At 62.0% G+C, this 15903-nt stretch carries 14 protein-coding genes; 3 read left to right on the top strand and 11 right to left on the bottom strand.

Annotated elements, in window-relative coordinates:
* Positions 1–49 precede the first annotated feature (49 nt).
* From DXD94_RS04535 to dnaK, 7 genes are all read right to left on the bottom strand, one after another.
* A complete protein-coding gene (locus tag DXD94_RS04535; protein ID WP_117735386.1) occupies positions 50–601 on the bottom strand; it encodes a TetR/AcrR family transcriptional regulator in 552 nt (183 codons plus the stop codon).
* Positions 602–704: 103 nt separating this feature from the next.
* A complete protein-coding gene (locus DXD94_RS04530) occupies positions 705–1376 on the bottom strand; it encodes a hypothetical protein (protein ID WP_147326618.1) in 672 nt (223 codons plus the stop codon).
* 497 nt (positions 1377–1873) lie between these two features.
* Positions 1874–4174, bottom strand: coding sequence for a hydratase (locus DXD94_RS04525; protein ID WP_117763360.1), 2301 nt, complete (start codon positions 4172–4174; stop codon positions 1874–1876).
* A gap of 332 nt (positions 4175–4506) precedes the next feature.
* Entirely contained in the window at positions 4507–4923 is a 417-nt protein-coding gene (locus DXD94_RS04520) for a heat shock protein transcriptional repressor HspR (RefSeq protein WP_055250809.1), read from the bottom strand.
* A 71-nt stretch (positions 4924–4994) separates the two neighbouring features.
* Entirely contained in the window at positions 4995–5960 is a 966-nt protein-coding gene (locus DXD94_RS04515) for a DnaJ C-terminal domain-containing protein (protein WP_117735383.1), read from the bottom strand.
* A 107-nt stretch (positions 5961–6067) separates the two neighbouring features.
* Positions 6068–6910 carry a nucleotide exchange factor GrpE gene (locus DXD94_RS04510; RefSeq protein WP_117735382.1) on the bottom strand — a complete coding sequence of 281 codons (843 nt, stop codon included), beginning with the start codon at positions 6908–6910 and terminating at the stop codon, positions 6068–6070.
* Between the two features lie 2 nt (positions 6911–6912).
* Positions 6913–8802 (bottom strand): molecular chaperone DnaK, encoded by a 1890-nt coding sequence (gene dnaK, locus DXD94_RS04505; protein WP_117735381.1) that lies wholly within the window; start codon positions 8800–8802, stop codon positions 6913–6915.
* A gap of 505 nt (positions 8803–9307) precedes the next feature.
* On the opposite strand from dnaK, the gene DXD94_RS04500 reads away from it, so the two are divergent.
* The gene (locus tag DXD94_RS04500) at positions 9308–9493 is read left to right on the top strand and encodes a DUF362 domain-containing protein (protein ID WP_006235216.1); all 186 of its coding nucleotides are present in this window, start codon (positions 9308–9310) and stop codon (positions 9491–9493) included.
* 242 nt (positions 9494–9735) lie between these two features.
* On the opposite strand, the gene DXD94_RS04495 is transcribed toward DXD94_RS04500, so the two are convergent.
* From DXD94_RS04495 to nadA, 4 genes are read right to left on the bottom strand one after another with little or no spacing between them, the layout of a single operon-like run.
* Positions 9736–10281 carry a transcription repressor NadR gene (locus tag DXD94_RS04495; protein ID WP_117763359.1) on the bottom strand — a complete coding sequence of 182 codons (546 nt, stop codon included), beginning with the start codon at positions 10279–10281 and terminating at the stop codon, positions 9736–9738.
* Entirely contained in the window at positions 10281–11141 is an 861-nt protein-coding gene (gene nadC, locus DXD94_RS04490; RefSeq protein WP_117763358.1) for a carboxylating nicotinate-nucleotide diphosphorylase, read from the bottom strand. The genes DXD94_RS04495 and nadC overlap by 1 nt, the downstream gene beginning before the upstream one ends.
* A gap of 3 nt (positions 11142–11144) precedes the next feature.
* Positions 11145–12521: an L-aspartate oxidase gene (locus DXD94_RS04485; protein ID WP_233540317.1), complete on the bottom strand. Its 1377-nt coding sequence runs from the start codon at positions 12519–12521 to the stop codon at positions 11145–11147.
* A gap of 55 nt (positions 12522–12576) precedes the next feature.
* Positions 12577–13602 carry a quinolinate synthase NadA gene (gene nadA, locus DXD94_RS04480; RefSeq protein WP_117742905.1) on the bottom strand — a complete coding sequence of 342 codons (1026 nt, stop codon included), beginning with the start codon at positions 13600–13602 and terminating at the stop codon, positions 12577–12579.
* A 293-nt stretch (positions 13603–13895) separates the two neighbouring features.
* On the opposite strand from nadA, the gene DXD94_RS04475 reads away from it, so the two are divergent.
* A complete protein-coding gene (locus DXD94_RS04475; protein WP_117763356.1) occupies positions 13896–14618 on the top strand; it encodes a LytTR family DNA-binding domain-containing protein in 723 nt (240 codons plus the stop codon).
* Positions 14618–15895 carry a sensor histidine kinase gene (locus tag DXD94_RS04470; protein WP_117763355.1) on the top strand — a complete coding sequence of 426 codons (1278 nt, stop codon included), beginning with the start codon at positions 14618–14620 and terminating at the stop codon, positions 15893–15895. Before DXD94_RS04475 ends, DXD94_RS04470 begins: the two co-directional genes overlap by 1 nt.
* Positions 15896–15903 lie beyond the last annotated feature (8 nt).

Below are 15903 nucleotides of genomic sequence, written 5' to 3'. Positions count from 1 at the left end.
CCGGCCCGGCATGACGCACTTGGTCGCTTTGCGCTCCAACGTGAAATAGTCAAAATCTCGCCAGCGCTGCGTCAATCTGGCCTTCGCATATTTTGGAAACGCGCTCGGCTACTGTGCTCGGGTCCTCGGCCATGCCTGCGGCAATCCAGTCGAGCATTACACCTATAAATGCATGTGCGAAAAAGCGGGACAGAAAGTCCTTGTCGCCTTGTGAGATGTTCTTGCCCGCGGCGTGCTCTTCGACCACGCCTTCGATCAGGTCGAATGTCACGGGCTGCAGAAAACGCTGGATGCGCTCGGCGCTCACACAGTGATAGACGTTCATGATAAAGGGCTTGTTGTCGCGCACCGCGAGCATGATGTTTTCCAGGCCCACCTGCCAGGTATCGGCCGTCTTGTTGTTGGCGAGCGCGCGGCCGGCGTCTTCCTCACATGCCCATTCAACCAGGTCGTAGATGTCCTGAAAGTGATAGTAGAACGTCATGCGGCTGACCCCGCAGTCCTCAGTGAGGTCCGCGATGGTGATCTTAGTCAGTGGCTTTTGAAGCAGTAGTCGCTTAAGAGAATCTTCCAACGCGCGCTTTGTCAGTTGTCCAGCCATTGCTCTCCCGCCATCAAAGTTGAATCATGAAATATTCCCATGGTACCCCGCATGCAATCACCATCCACGAAGGGAACAGACACCTTTGTGGTGGTCGCGCTCTCTACTCTTTCGCCGAACCCGTGCTTCCCGATTCGGCGTTCCAGGGCATCTCATCCTCGAACAGCCATGTACGGGCAGATCCACTATCGCGTGCAGTCTGCGGGTCGGGTAAGCAGGTCTGTTTATAGGCATCTTGGATACACTTGCCCATAAAATCGTTGAGCTCGGTCTGGTCGCCCTCCATGACATAGGCGACATCGCCGTCCATGATGTAGATGCTCGGACCCTCATTGCCCTCGTAGCCCGGATCGTACGAAACATCACATAACTTGGCGCCATTCGTGGTGTCCAACTCGATGGACGAGCGGTATCCGCCAACCATGTCGTTCGCCTTTGCTCGATAGGACGCATATCCATACCAACGCTTGAAGGTTTTACCCTTGAGTAGCTCGGACGCCCTATCGATCAGGCTTGTATCCGTGGTATAGCGCATGGCCCCAAGCTGAATGCGCGGATAATTGCTAATTCCCAGCGCAGCCGGTTGCTCATCAAAATCAACAGTAATGGTCTCGGGCTTGTCGTCGCCGGTCAGAAGTTCGATAGATTGAATCACAGGCTTAACCACCGGTTCCGTCACCGCAGCAGGTAGCAATGCCATGCCGACAACGCCCGCGCCAACCACGGCGATCGCAAGCGCCAAGACAATCAATCCAATACGGGTTGAACGGCTCACGGCAAAACACCTCACAATACAAACCTGCGACGTGCGCTAATGATACCGCCAGCTAACACTATCACCAAAAGAAACCGTCCACTCCCCACCACCACGAAAGGGACAGGCCCTTTTGTGGTGGTTTTCGACTCTGGCGCTCAACTGTCTCGATCCATAACATCTAGCTGCCGTTTTGGACCTCAGATGTTACAGATTGAGATGAAATGTTCAGCAGCTCCCGTTTATCTAAATCTGTAACAACTACTCGGCAAATAGAGGTCCACCTGTTACAGATTGAGATAAACCTCGGACACCACCAAGGCGCCCGTCCCCAATGCGGTGCTTCGACAAAAAGAAGCCGCCCCGATAACAGGGGCGGCATCAAGCAAGTCTATTTATTAGCGTCCCTCAAGACCCAACGAGAGCGTCGCGGTAGCCCCGGACACACCTTTCCCTCGGGCGGCCCTCGCGAAGCGCGTGAGCACGAGGGAAAGGTGTGTCCGGGGCGCACAGCAACGTTACTCGGCAGCGGCCTTGAACTTGTTGTAGTTGATCAGACAGCCGGCCTTGACGATGGCACGCTCCTCCGCCGTCATATCGGCAATGTAGAGCTCAATCTGCTCGACCGCACCATCGCCGCGTACTACGTACGCGGCGATGTTCTTCAGGTCGCCATCGAGCGCGGCGCGGATACCCGGCACAAAGACGTAGTCGCCCACCTCAAAGTTGGGCTCCGTCTCCATCTGGAAGGGCACCATGCCCCAGTTCATCACGTTGGAGCGATAGCGCTTGGTGGCGTACTCGTGGACGATGTTGGCCAGACCGCCGATCACGCGCTGGCAGCTCGCGGCCTGCTCGCGGGCGCTGCCGTCGCCGGGCTTCTTGGCGTAAATCATGGAACCGAACTCGGTCGCCTTGGCATCGGCCGCGACACCCGCGCCGGCCAGCGCCTCAAACACACCGGCAAGCTCGACATCGAGCACCGACAGGTCACCCGCGGACTCGCCGGCAACGCGACGCTTCTCCACAGCGTCAACCTCCTTGGAGCGGCCCACGTAGGCAGGGTCGCGGCGGCTGAGCGTAAACTCGGCCAGGCCCAGCGGGTTGGAGCGGAAGGAGCTCGTCTCGCCCGAGGGAATGAGCTCGTCGGTCGTGGTGACCGGGTCCATGATCTTGGAGCACACCTTGAGCAGAATGTCGTCGCCGAGCGGCTCCATCGCAGGCCACGGCTTGATATTGGGACCTTCGACCAGCTCGTCGGCAGGCTCGGCCTTGCCAAAGCCCCAGTATACGCGCTTCTTGTAGGGAGCGTCGTCGAAGGTGTACTCGCAGGCCTCGTCCCAAGTCTCCTCGGGCAGATCGGTCGCCGGAGTGAGCACGCCGCCGTTGGCCGCGGTCGCCGCAATGGAGCGGGCGTCCATCAGGGCCACGGCACTCAGCTGGCCATTGCCCGGCTTGGAACCCTCGCGGTTGGGGAAGTTGCGCGTGGTGTGGCGGATGGACAGCCCGTTGTTGGCGGGCGTGTCGCCGGCGCCAAAGCACGGACCGCAGAACGCCGTGCGCACGATCGCACCGGCCTCCATGAGGTCGTACATATAGCCGCGACGCGTGAGCTCAAGCGCCACGGGCTGGCTTGTGGGATAGACCGACAGCGAGAACTCGCCGCAGCCGGTATTGGCGCCCTTGAGCACGCGGGCAGCCTGCACCACGGAGTCGTAGTTGCCGCCCGAGCAGCCGGCGATAACGCCCTGCTGCACGTGCAGCTTGCCGTCGACGATCTTATCGAGCAGGCTAAAGTGCGTCTTGCCCTCGCCGATCTTGGCGGCCTCAAGTTCCACCTCGTGCAGGATGTCCTCGAGGTTCTCGTTGAGCTCGTCAATCTCAAAGCCGTTGGAAGGATGGAACGGCAGCGCGATCATGGGCTTGATGCTCGACAGGTCGACCTCGACGCAGCCGTCGTAGTAGGCAACATCGGCGGGCTTGAGCTCGCGGTAGTCGTCGCCGCGGCCGTGCATGGTCAAAAACGCGTGCGTGTCCTCGTCGGTTGCCCAGATGGAGGAAAGGCAGGTGGTCTCGGTGGTCATGACGTCGACGCCGTTGCGGTAGTCGGTCGTCATGCTCGCGATACCCGGGCCCACGAACTCCATGACCTTGTTCTTGACGTAGCCCTTAGCAAAGACGGCGCGGATGATGGCGAGCGCCACGTCGTGCGGGCCGACGCCGGGACGCGGGGCGCCCGTGAGGTAGATGGCAACGACACCGGGATAAGCGACGTCGTAGGTGTCGCGCAGCAGCTGCTTGGCCAGCTCGCCGCCGCCCTCGCCCACGGCCATGGTGCCCAGGGCGCCGTAGCGGGTGTGCGAGTCCGAACCCAGAATCATCTTGCCACAACCGGCGAAGTTCTCGCGCATAAAGGAGTGGATGACCGCGATGTGCGGCGGGACGAAGATGCCGCCGTACTTCTTGGCCGCAGAGAGGCCAAAGACGTGATCGTCCTCGTTGATGGTGCCGCCCACAGCGCACAGCGAGTTATGGCAGTTGGTAAGCACGTAGGGCAGCGGGAACTGCTCCATGCCCGAGGCACGCGCCGTCTGGATGATGCCGACGAAGGTGATGTCGTGGCTCGCCATGGCGTCGAAGCGAATCTTGAGCGCCTCGGGGTCGCCGGACGTATTGTGTGCCTGAAGAATCGAATACGCGATGGTGCCACGCTTGGCATCCTCGGGCGTCTGCGTAATACCGCGCTCAGCAGCCTCGGCCGCAGGCACAACCTCGCTGCCACGGCGCAGGTAGATGCCGTCCTCGTACAGCTTGACCATACTGTCTCCCACTCTGCCCAAAAGATTTGGGCGCATAGCATACATTCGTTCAATATCGTGCCATAGAACGGTTGCGAGTGGGTTACGAATCTGCGCGTTCACTTTATCTCAGTAAAGCATAAGGCGAGCCGGGGGCGGGAAGACGGGTTTGGCGCACGGAATGTCCCCAAGTGCCGGCAGAAAAGGAACGTCCCCAAGTGCCGAAATGACGAGAGTGGATAATCTCCCACTTTGAGCCTGCACATAGGCCAAAAACGGGAGATTATCCACTCTCATTCTGTGGGCACTCATTTAAGTACGTCCCCAATGAGTGCCCGGCGGCGCCGGCGGAACTACAGGTCGCCGCCCGTGCCCAGTAACTTGCGCATGACTTGCTCGGGGTTGACCGAGCCATCGCGCGGGGCCAGTGCGGTGATCTTCTTCTGCATCTTGTACTCGTGCAGCTCGTCCTCGAGCTGGCGCACGCGGGCGCGGAGCTTCTCGTTTTCGCGCTCGCGCTCCTCGGCACGCTCCTTCATATCGAGAATGCGCACCACGCCGGCAAGGTTGATGCCCTCATCGGTCAGCTGGTTGATGAGCTCCAGGCGCTCGATATCGGCACGCGAATACAGGCGCGTGTTGCCGCCCGAGCGCTGGGGGTTCACCAGGCCCTTGGACTCGTAGACGCGCAGAGTCTGCGGGTGCATGCCGGTCAGCTCAGCCGCCACGCTGATCATGTACAGCGGTTTGTTCCTATTGTCCTCGGCCATGCTACCTGACCCCTTTCCGTTTCGCACGTCTACATCATAAGCCCGCGGACGCGGGCGGGCACACAGGCGCCCTAGTACGTCGCCTTGTAACGGTTGACCTTCTCGCGATAGTCGCGCGTGTCGGCCTCGCGCAGTTTGGTCATCGCGTCGCGCTCGTCATCGGATAGGTTCGTGGGAACCTGCACCCTGATCTCGACGAGCAGCGCACCCGTGCGGCCGCGGTGCTTAACGTCGGGCGCGCCCATTTCCTTAAAGCGGAACTTCTTGCCCGTCTGGGTACCCGCGGGCACCTTCAGACGAACCGTCGCGCCACCGGGCGTGGGCACGTCCACCGTGCAGCCGAGTGCCGCCTCGTAGACCGAAATCGGCACCTCCATGGTCACATCGGCGCCCTTGCGCTTAAACAGCGGGTGCTCCTCCACGTGCGTGGTCACGACCAGGTCGCCGCGCTCGCCGCCGGCGACGCCGTACTCGCCGCGACGCTTGTAGCGCAGCTTGCCGCCATCCACGGCGCCCGCAGGCACCGAGACCGTGATGGTCTGCTGCTCGCCCGTCGAGGGAATGCGGTAGGTGACCTTGTGCGTCACGCCGCGGAATGCGTCCTCGGCCGTTACGTCGACAGTCAGCGACAGGTCGCCGCCCTTGCGCGCGCGACTGCGGCCCGCGCCGGCACCGGCATTACCCGCGGCCCCGGCAAAGCCCGAGCCCCAATCGCTGCCCCAGGCGCCGTTGCCGCTAAAGATGCTGTCGAAGATATCACCCCAGCCGCTGGCGCCCGCGCCGGCGCCGTAGCCACCGCTATACGCGCCGCCCGCGCCCGGCATGCCGCCGAACATGAGCATCTGGTCGTACTCTTTGCGCTTCTTCTCGTCCGAAAGCGTCTCGTAGGCCTCGCTGATCTCCTTGAACTTGGCCTCGTCGCCGCCGGCATCGGGGTGATATTTTTGCGCGAGCTTGCGAAACGCGCTCTTGATCTCTTTGTCGGAGGCGCTCTTGGATACGCCCAGGATGTCATAGAAGGTTTTGCCTGCAGCCATCGTAGCTCCTCTCCTGTTTCATCCACCGTCCAACGGGCGGCGGCTCATACTGTCATATGGCACTAGGCCAGAAAGGGCCCCGGGTGTTGCCCCGGGGCCCTTCTCAATTACTCCTCGGTGCTCTCGGCCGTGTCGGCCGCAGCATCCTCGGGCGCCGCTTCGGGCTCCGGTGCGGGGCGCTTCTCGCCACCGTAGGTCACCGTCACCATCGCGGAACGCAGGATGCGGTCCGCCATGCGGTAGCCCTTCTGGTACACGTCGTTGACGGTCTCGTCGTACTGCGACGCGTCCTCGACGCGACCCACGGCCTGGTGCTCGAGCGGATCGAACGCCTCGCCCTTGGGGTCGATGGGCTCAACGCCCTCGTGTGCAAACACATCGAGCAGCTTGGCATGCACCGCATCGACGCCGTCGACGAACTGCTTAAAATCGTCGGCAAGCTCCTGGCTGCGGGCATGGTCGATCGCACGCTCGATATCGTCGACCACCGGCAGCAGCGCGGTGACGAGCTTCTCGGTCGCGCGCTCGCGCTCGGCGATGCGCTCGTTGGCGGTGCGACGACGGAAGTTCTCCCAGTCGGCCTGCAGACGGGCGGTGCGCTCGGTGGCGTCCTTTGCCTTGTCCTCGGCGGCCTTCTGAGCCTCTGCCGCAGCATCGAGCTCATGACGAACGTCGGCAAGCTCCTTCTGGGCCTGCTCGAACTTGAACTTAAAGTCGTTGTCGGCGGCTTCCTCACCGGCGCGGATAGCGGCTTCCACCATCTCGTCCTCGGTCATCGTCGCCTCCTTGTTGGAATCCTCTACCTGGTTCTCGGCAGCCTCGGCGGCCGGGGCCTCGTTGGCCTCGGTATCGTCTACGGCCTCTACGGGAATCTTCACGTCCTTCTCCTCAGAGTCAACGGGGGCGGCGCTGGTGGCAGCCGCCTCCGTGCGAGCTTTACAGTCGGACATGATTACTTGTCCTCGTCGTCTACAACCTCGTAGTCGGCGTCGACCACATCGTCGTCGGTCTGGGCGCCGGCGGCACCGTCGGTCTGCTGCTGAGCGTCGGCGTAGACAACCTGAGCCAGCTCGTAGGCCACGGACTGCAGGGACTCGCCAGCGGCCTTGATGGCCTCGACGTCAGAGCCCTCGAGCGCCTTCTTGGCGTCGGCGATAGCGGCCTCGGCCTTGGACTTCACATCGGCGGAAACCTTGTCGCCCAGCTCGGTGAGGGTCTGCTCGGTGGAGTAGCACAGGCTGTCGGTCTGGTTGCGGACCTCGACCTCTTCCTTCTGCTTCTTGTCCTCCTCGGCATGAGCCTCGGCGTCCTTGACCATACGATCGACTTCGTCGTCGGAAAGCGCGGTAGAGCCGGAGATGGTGATCTGCTGCTCCTTGCCGGTGCCCTTGTCCTTAGCGGAGACCTTGACGATGCCGTTGGCGTCGATGTCGAAGGTGACCTCGATCTGCGGCACGCCGCGGCGGGCGGCCGGGATACCGGTCAGCTGGAACTTACCAAGCGACTTGTTGTCGCGGGCAAGCTCGCGCTCGCCCTGGAGCACGTTGATCTCGACGCTGGTCTGGTTGTCGGCAGCGGTGGAGTAGACCTCGGTCTTGGAGGTCGGGATCGTGGTGTTGCGGTCGATCATCTTGGTCATGATGCCGCCCATGGTCTCGACACCCAACGACAGCGGGGTAACGTCGAGCAGCAGGATGCCCTCGACGTCGCCGGTGAGCACGCCACCCTGGACGGCAGCGCCGTCGGCAACGACCTCGTCGGGGTTCACGGACATGTTGGGCTGCTTGCCGGTCATGGTCTTGACGAGCTCCTGGACGGCGGGCATACGGGTGGAGCCGCCGACGAGGATGACCTCGGTCAGATCAGAGAGCTTGAGCTTAGCGTCGCGCAGGGCGTTGGTGACAGGCTGCTTGCAGCGCTCGAGCAGGTCGCGGGTGATCTTCTCGAACTCTGCGCGGGTCAGCGTGTAGTTGAGGTGCAGCGGGCCGGACTGGTTCATGGTGATGAACGGCAGGTTGATGGTGGACTGCTGGGCGGCGGAGAGCTCCTTCTTGGCGTTCTCGGCGGCCTCCTTCAGACGCTGCAGGGCCATGGGGTCCTGACGCAGGTCGACACCGTTCTCCTGCTGGAACTTGTCGGCCATCCAGTCGATGACGCGCTGATCCCAGTCGTCGCCGCCCAGGTGGTTGTCGCCCGAGGTGGACAGAACCTCAAACACGCCGTCGGCGAGGTCGAGGATGGAGACGTCGAAGGTGCCGCCGCCCAGGTCGAAGACCAGAATGCGCTGGTCGGAACCCTGCTTGTCCAGGCCATAGGCCAGAGCAGCAGCGGTCGGCTCGTTGACGATACGCTTGACGTTGAGGCCGGCGATCTTACCGGCGTCCTTGGTGGCCTGACGCTGGGCGTCGTTGAAGTAGGCCGGGACGGTGATGACGGCGTCGGTGACGGTCTCGCCCAGATACTTCTCGGCGTCGGCCTTCATCTTTGCGAGCACCATGGCGCTCACCTGCTCGGCGGTGTAATCCTTGCCCTCGATGTCGACGACGGCACGGCCGCCCTGACCCTCCTTAACCTCATACGGCACGGTCTTGAGCTCGGAGGTGCACTCGGAGTACTTACGGCCCATGAAGCGCTTGATGGAGAACACGGTGTTCTTGGGGTTGGTGACAGCCTGGTTCTTAGCGGCCTTACCCACGACGCGGTCGCCGTCGGCACGGAAGCCCACGACGGACGGGGTGGTGCGGTCGCCCTCGGCGTTCACGATGATGGTCGGAGAACCGCCCTCGAGGACGGCCATAGCGGAGTTAGTAGTACCAAGGTCGATACCAAGAATCTTGCCCATTAGAAATTCCCTCTCTCTTGTGCGTTTGCGCCGCCTCGGCGGTCTGTCGCGCGGTGCTTCGGCTTGTCTTTCAGGATGTAGTGTATCCCCTTATGGACCGGAATATACAAAATCTAAGTCAATTCATATAAGATTTCTTATTGCTCAGAGTTTAGGTTCGCAAAATCGCAGGCAGAAGCGCTATTTGAGTTCTCGGCAAATCTATTGAGATCTATGTAGAGATGGCTGAGGTTTGGGTCCCGGAGCTCTGCATGTCATTTCTAGCCCGTCCACAAATGGCAGGATACTTGCTCAATCGCTCAATATTTTGAGTCACCTTTAGCTAACATTTGCGCAGCTCGGCGACCCCACCTGCGTGTTTTTTAGTAAGCCGCGGCATACTCGGCGAACGGTATGAAGATGCCGGCCAGAGGGTATTGCAAACGGTCGCTCCCGTGGTATGTTTTTGCCCGAATCAAACCGACGCGCATCGCCTGTAGCGTCGGTCAACAGAGAGGAAACTACCATGGCTCATCCCGTAATTGATGCCGACGAGTGCATCGCTTGTGGCGTTTGCGTCGACTCCTGCCCCGCTGGCGTTCTGGAGCTCCAGGACGTCGCTACCGTCGCTGACGAGGACTCCTGCGTCGCCTGTGGCGCTTGCCAGGACGCTTGCCCCGCTGGCGCGATCACCGAGATCGTCGAGGAGTAACAACTCCCCCACTTGCACACTCAAAAGTACACCGTGCACAATAAGGAGGCCTCCGCATCGCCGCGGAGGCCTCCTTATTTTGTTTGTGCGGATAACTAATTTGGCACCGCCGCAGGTTGAGCATAAGTCAGCGAAAACGCCCCTAAGCGAGCAAGGTGACGTGAAAGAGGAGGGAAGCGTACTTCGGTACGCGACCGACGATTGAACGTCAGATTGCCGCTTAGGGGCGTTTGCAGCGTCGGCTACGATAGGTCGCCCTCGTAGGGCATAAGGTCTGCGAGGTAGCCTTTCTCCTTGAGCATAGTCTCGATCTCGTCGAGGGTCCGCTCGTCTTCCGCCGCGATGCGATGGAAGTGGTAGCCGCTCGTCACCGTCAGCAGCGGGAAACTCTTGCCGCTGGCAATACCCTCCAGATAGCGCTCGATATCGCGACGGTTGCGAATGTCCAGGTCGGCCGTGATCTTGCCATACACGCGGTGGTTGACAATCACGTTGAGCACGGCGCCGCCCGCGTCGACGATGCTCGTGAGCTCGTCACCCGCCTGCTCCACGCCATGGTGCACCTTGACCAGGCGCGTGGGCACCGCTGGGCTGCTCGGAGCCTCCTGCAGTACGTAGCCGCGATTGGTGGCAACGATGTCGTGCCCATCGGCACGCAGCAGGGCGATGTCCTGCACGACAACCTGGCGGCTCACACCCACCTCGCGCGCAAGCGCACCGCCCGATACGGGGCCTTTGGCTCCCTCGAGCACGCCCATGATGGCACGGCGACGCTCGCGGGCGTTCATTATTTACCGTCCAGCAGACGCAGGTGCTTAAGCGAGAGGTCGAGGATCGGCGCGGAGTGCGTCAGCGCTCCCGAGCTAATAAAGTCAACACCCAGGTCGGCCAGGGCGCGAATGTTGTCGGCGTCCACGTTGCCCGAGCACTCGGTCTTGGCGCGGCCGGCGATAAGCTCAATCGCGGCAGCCATGTCATCGTGGGTCATGTTGTCGAACATGATGATATCGGCACCGGCCTCCACGGCCTCGCGCACCATGTCCAGGTTCTCGCACTCGATCTCGACCGTCGTGGTAAACGATGCATGGGCGCGCGCCATCTCGATCGCACGCGTCACGCCGCCGGCGGCGTCGATGTGGTTGTCCTTGAGCATGACGGCCGTCGACAGGTTGTAGCGGTGGTTGCTGCCGCCGCCGATCTCGACCGCCGCCTTCTCAAACACGCGCATGCCCGGCGTGGTCTTGCGTGTGTCGACAAGCACGGTCTTGGTGCCCTCGAGCGCCGCGGCCATGCTGTGCGTGTAGGTAGCGATACCGCTCATGCGCTGCAGGTAGTTGAGTGCCACGCGTTCGCCCGAAAGCAGCACGCGCGCATCGCCGCGCACCTGGCCCACATGGTCGCCGGCGTGCACCTCGTCACCGTCGGCAACATCAAACAGCACCGAGCTCTGCGAATCCAGCAGCTCAAAGGTGCGGGCAAACACATCCAAGCCGGCGATGATGCCGTCGGCCTTGGCGATAAGCTCAACGGTAGCGGGACGCGCTGTGGGGCACACGCTCGCCGTGCTCACGTCCTCAAACGTAATGTCCTCGCGCAGAGCCTGCAGAATCAGATCATCGACGACGAGCTTCATGGTAATGGGATTCATGGTCTACTCCTCCACGGCCTGCGTGCCGGCGGCACGGGCCAAATCATCGATTGCCAGGGTGTCGGCGCTCAGAGCGCGATGGCGGCCATCGAGCGCGGGTTCGCCCGCCTGCTCCACGGCCAGCGACTTGCCGGTGCGCATGTACCACGCAGCGCGGCGACCCCAGACCAGCGCCTCGAGCAGGCTGTTGGAAGCCAGGCGATTCTTGCCGTGAACGCCGTTGCAGGCTGTCTCGCCCGCGGCATAGAGCTCGGGCATCGAGGTGCGGCCGTCCTTATCGACCCACACGCCGCCCATAAAGTAGTGCTGCGTGGGCGTGACGGGAATGGGCTCGTCCAAGATGTCGCGGCCGTCCTCCAGACAACGCGCGCGGATGTTGGCAAAGTGCCCGGTCACCACGTCGCGCTCGACGGGGGCAAAGCTCAGCCACTCGTGCTCGGTACCGTCGAGCTTCATCTGCTCGCGAATAGCGGCGGCGACCACATCGCGCGGCTGCAACTCGTCGGTAAAGCGCTCGCCGGCGGCGTTGAGCAAAATCGCGCCCTCGCCACGGCAGCTCTCGCTGATCAGGAAGGTGCGACCCGGCTGCGGCGAGAACAGCCCCGTGGGGTGGATCTGCACGTAGTCCAGGTGCTCCATCTTAATGCCATGCTCCTGAGCAATATAGCAGGCATCGCCGGTGAGCTGCGGGTAGTTGGTCGAGTGGTCGTATACGCCGCCGATGCCGCCCGTCGCCCACAGCGTGTGGCGGGCATGGATCTTAAACGGCTCGCCGGCATGCACGCCCTCGGTGGCATTTACCAGCTCGTCGGCGGGGCGGACCGAATCGCCCTCGTCCACGGCAACAGCGACGACACCAGTGCACACTGTGGCCCCATCGCGTTCGGCCGTCAGGATGTCAGTCATGGCCACGTGCTCAAAAATCTGCACGTTGTCCAGCTTGCGGACGGCCTGGAGCAGCTTGGTCGTGATCTCCTTGCCCGTAATGTCGGCATGGAAGGCGATGCGCGGGCGGCTGTGCGCGCCCTCGCGGGTAAAGTCGAGGCCGCCGTCGGCCTTGCGCTCAAAATCCACGCCCATGGCCAGCAGGTCGTTGATGACCGAGCGGCTCGAGCGGATCATGATGTCTACGCTCTCGCGGCGGTTCTCGTAGTGGCCGGCGTGCATGGTGTCCTCAAAGAAGGCATCGTAGTCCGAGCCCTCGGGCAGCACACAGATGCCGCCCTGAGCGAGCATCGAATCGCACTCGTCGACCGCGCCCTTGGAGAGCATGATCACGCGCGCACTCGTCGGCAGATTGAGGGCCGCGTACAGGCCTGCCACGCCGCAGCCGGCAATGACGACATCGCACTCCATGTCGGGGTATTGTTTGGTTTCCACAGGAATCCTCTCCCTTGAATGTGACATAAGGGACCGCCCCTCATGCCGCATTGTTCTAGCGCGCCGCGTACTCGAGCATGCGGTCGAGCGTGAGCTTGGCCTGATCGGCGGCCTCGTCCGACACGCCGATCTGCACCTCGCCCTCGCCCGTCTCCAGGCAGCGCACGAGCTTTTCGAGCGTGATGAGATCCATGTTGACGCAGGTGGGCTGCACCGCGGGGAAGTAGAACTTCTTGCCGGTGCCCTGGCAGCGGCGCTCGAGCTCGTAGAGCACGCCACGGACCGTCACGATAATGAATTCGCTCGCGTCCGACTCCTCGGCATACTTGATGATGCCGGCGGTGGAGCCAATGTAGTCGGCCTCGGCAAGGACATCGGCCTTACACTCAGGGTGCGCCAGCACGAGCGCGTCGGGATGCGCCTCTTGCGCATCGACGATCTGCTCGACGGTGATGATATGGTGGCGCGGGCAGTAGCCATTGTTGAGGATGACGTGCTTTTGCGGCACCTGCTCGGCTACAAAGCGGCCCAGGTTTTGATCGGGGATAAACAGGACGTGCTGCTGCGGCAGCTCGGACACGATCTTGACGGCGTTGGAGCTGGTGACGCACACGTCGCTCCAGCTCTTGATCTCGACCGTCGAGTTGACGTAGCAGACCACGGCCAGGTCGTCGCCATACTCGGCGCGGGCGGCGTCGACCGTCTCGCGCTTGACCATGTGAGCCATGGGGCAGTCTGCGCCTGGCTCGGGCAGCAGCACGGTCTTAGTGGGATTGAGCAGCTTGGCACTCTCGCCCATAAACTCCACGCCGCACAGCACGATGGCCTGCTGCGGCAGGCTCTTGGCGAGCTTTGCCAGGTAGAAGCTGTCGCCGACGTAATCGGCCACAGCCTGGACCTCGGGCGCCACGTAATAGTGTGCCAGGATCACCGCGTCGCGTTGGGTTTTTAGTTGCCGAATGGCCTCGACGAGCTCTGCGGGCACCAGTGCCGCACGCTCCGTTGCCGTCGTTGCCGATGCTAGGCCGGCCGCGATATCGCGTGCAAGCTCCGATGCATCCATGTTCGCGCTCTGTGCCATCAAGGCCCCTCTCTTTTGGCGAATCTTGGGGCTTTAGTATGACACCTAGGTTTACAGCTGACAAGACAGCTGTAAACCTAGGTGTAAAGTTGAAATAAAGATTCAATCATGTAGCAGGTCCATTTTCGAACTGACAAGCTGAGGATAGCCGAGCTCTCGATAGCGCAGGAGGCATCTTTCGCCACCGCAATACCGCTCGGCGCGAGTTGCACGACGTGGGGCGCAAATGGGACACGCCTCCGCGAGCGGTCCGCACCCAATGTGGCAAAATCGAACTACTAAGGGGGCTCAGAATGCTCAAAATCATCGCCTGCGACGACGACGTCGCCTTTCTAGATAACCTGCACCGCATGGTCAACCGCTGGTCTGCCGAGACGGGTACGGCGGTCGATGTTGCGCTCGTTACGCGCGGCGAGGACCTGCTGGCACGCCATGCCGCATCGCGCGCCGACATTATCATGCTCGACATGATCATGCCGCTCGTCAACGGCATGGACACCGCCCGCGAGCTGCGCCAATCCGATACCGCCGTACGCTTGGTGTTTCTGACCTCATCGCCCGAATTCGCGCTTGAGTCCTACGAGGTCCGCGCCTTCGACTACCTGCTCAAACCCGTGACCTACGAGCGCTTGGCGCAACTGCTCGACGAGCTGTCGAGCCTGCGTCCGGCAGCGACCGACGAGCTCGTCATCAAGACGTCCTTTGGCTACCATGCCCTGCGCCTATCCGATATCGAATATGCCGAGGCTCGCAACAAGCACGTGGTCTTCCACCTGCGCGATGGCCGCGATATCGAAGCGCTCGAGCCATTCCGCAGCATCGAGGACCGACTGGCCCAAAACGCGACCTTCTTTAAATGCCACCGCAGCTACCAGGTCAATCTGCGCAACATCGACCACTTTAACCGCACGGAAATCGTCATGCGCTCGGGCGCGTGCATACCGCTCGCGCGCAGCTGCAAGCAGGGATTCCAAGACGCCTACTTTGCGGTGCGGTTCGAGGGCGGGAGACGCTGATGCTTTCCTCGGCAGAACTGGTACTTTGGGCAATCCACCATGCGACGACGTTGCTCTTTGGCGTCTTTGCCTCGGCGGCGCTGTGCGGTGTCGAGATCAACCGCCGCCATTCGCTCGAACTGGTGGGGGTCGGCGCCGTAACCGGATGCGCATTCGGCCTCGCCAATGCCGTCGGCGGCGAGCTTTTCGCCCGACAGGCCTATCCACTCGTCGTGCATCTGCCGCTTGTCGTCTACCTGTGCGTACGCTATCGCCTGAGTCCGCTGCTCGCCATCCTGGGCGTTACCAGTGCCTACCTGAGCTGCCAGTTTAGCAACTGGATGGGCATCGCCGCATTCGCCGCCACCGATTCGCAAATCGCATACTACGCGGCGCGCATCATCACGACGCTCGGCGTCTTTGCGATCTTGCTGCATTGGGCCAGAGACATCGGTCCGCACCTGGCGGTCAAAAGCCCCGCCGAGCTGGAGATTCTGCTCATCCTGCCGCTCGTCTACTACATCTTCGACTACGCCACCAACGTCTACACCACGCTCTTCCACTCGGGCTCGGTAGTAACCGTTGAGTTTTTGGCGTTCGCCCTCTGCGCGTTCTACCTTATGTTCCTTGCCGTCTACCTTCGCGAATACGAGGCAAAGGAAATCGCCGAGCGCGAGCGCTGGATGCTCGCGACCCGCGACAGCGCGGCCATCAAAGAGCTCGAAGCCTGGCGCCAGTCCGGACGCGAGCTCTCGGTTCTCCGTCACGACATGCGCCACTACCTGCGCGGTCTAGCGGCCCTGATCGAAGAGGGTCACACCGATGAGGCACTCGAACGCATCGACGCGCTCTGCGAGACCAACGACCGCACCGCCGTGCGCCGCTACTGCGCCAACGAAACGGTCAACATTGCGCTCTCGTCGCTTTCCGCGGACATCAACGCGCACGGCATCACCGCCGACCTGCGCGCCGCCGTGCCCGAAACCGTCCACGTGGGCGATGTCGATCTGTTCAGTGTGGTATCGAACGCCCTGGACAATGCCATCGCCGCGGCGAGCGCCGCCCCCGAAGGCAAGCGGTTTGTCGACCTGGACCTTCGCTACGAAGACGGTCAGCTTCTATTGCTGGTTTCCAACACGTTTGGGCGTGCGCCGCACATGGTCGACGGCATGCCCGTGGCTCAGCACACTGGGCACGGCTTTGGCACCAAGAGCATTAAACTTGCCGTCGAGCGCATGAACGGCAACTGCCAGTTCCGCATTAACGGCGACCGGTTTGAGCTGCGCGCCGTGATGTAGGGGCCGCC

Source organism: Collinsella sp. TM10-22, from assembly GCF_003466125.1.
GTDB lineage: Bacteria > Actinomycetota > Coriobacteriia > Coriobacteriales > Coriobacteriaceae > Collinsella.
This window is presented reverse-complemented; position numbering and strand designations above follow the sequence as displayed.

Bases quoted from the DNA above. Each gene is read 5' to 3' on its own strand.
- DXD94_RS04470 (WP_117763355.1), top strand. From the start codon at position 14,618: ATGCTTTCCTCGGCAGAACTGGTACTTTGGGCAATCCACCATGCGACG.
- DXD94_RS04515 (WP_117735383.1), bottom strand. From the start codon at position 5,960: ATGGCTGCAGGCAAAACCTTCTATGACATCCTGGGCGTATCCAAGAGC.
- DXD94_RS04500 (WP_006235216.1), top strand. From the start codon at position 9,308: ATGGCTCATCCCGTAATTGATGCCGACGAGTGCATCGCTTGTGGCGTT.
- nadA (WP_117742905.1), bottom strand. From the start codon at position 13,602: ATGGCACAGAGCGCGAACATGGATGCATCGGAGCTTGCACGCGATATC.
- DXD94_RS04535 (WP_117735386.1), bottom strand. From the start codon at position 601: ATGGCTGGACAACTGACAAAGCGCGCGTTGGAAGATTCTCTTAAGCGA.
- dnaK (WP_117735381.1), bottom strand. From the start codon at position 8,802: ATGGGCAAGATTCTTGGTATCGACCTTGGTACTACTAACTCCGCTATG.
- DXD94_RS04495 (WP_117763359.1), bottom strand. From the start codon at position 10,281: ATGAACGCCCGCGAGCGTCGCCGTGCCATCATGGGCGTGCTCGAGGGA.
- DXD94_RS04520 (WP_055250809.1), bottom strand. From the start codon at position 4,923: ATGGCCGAGGACAATAGGAACAAACCGCTGTACATGATCAGCGTGGCG.
- DXD94_RS04510 (WP_117735382.1), bottom strand. From the start codon at position 6,910: ATGTCCGACTGTAAAGCTCGCACGGAGGCGGCTGCCACCAGCGCCGCC.
- nadC (WP_117763358.1), bottom strand. From the start codon at position 11,141: ATGAATCCCATTACCATGAAGCTCGTCGTCGATGATCTGATTCTGCAG.
- DXD94_RS04525 (WP_117763360.1), bottom strand. From the start codon at position 4,174: ATGGTCAAGCTGTACGAGGACGGCATCTACCTGCGCCGTGGCAGCGAG.
- DXD94_RS04475 (WP_117763356.1), top strand. From the start codon at position 13,896: ATGCTCAAAATCATCGCCTGCGACGACGACGTCGCCTTTCTAGATAAC.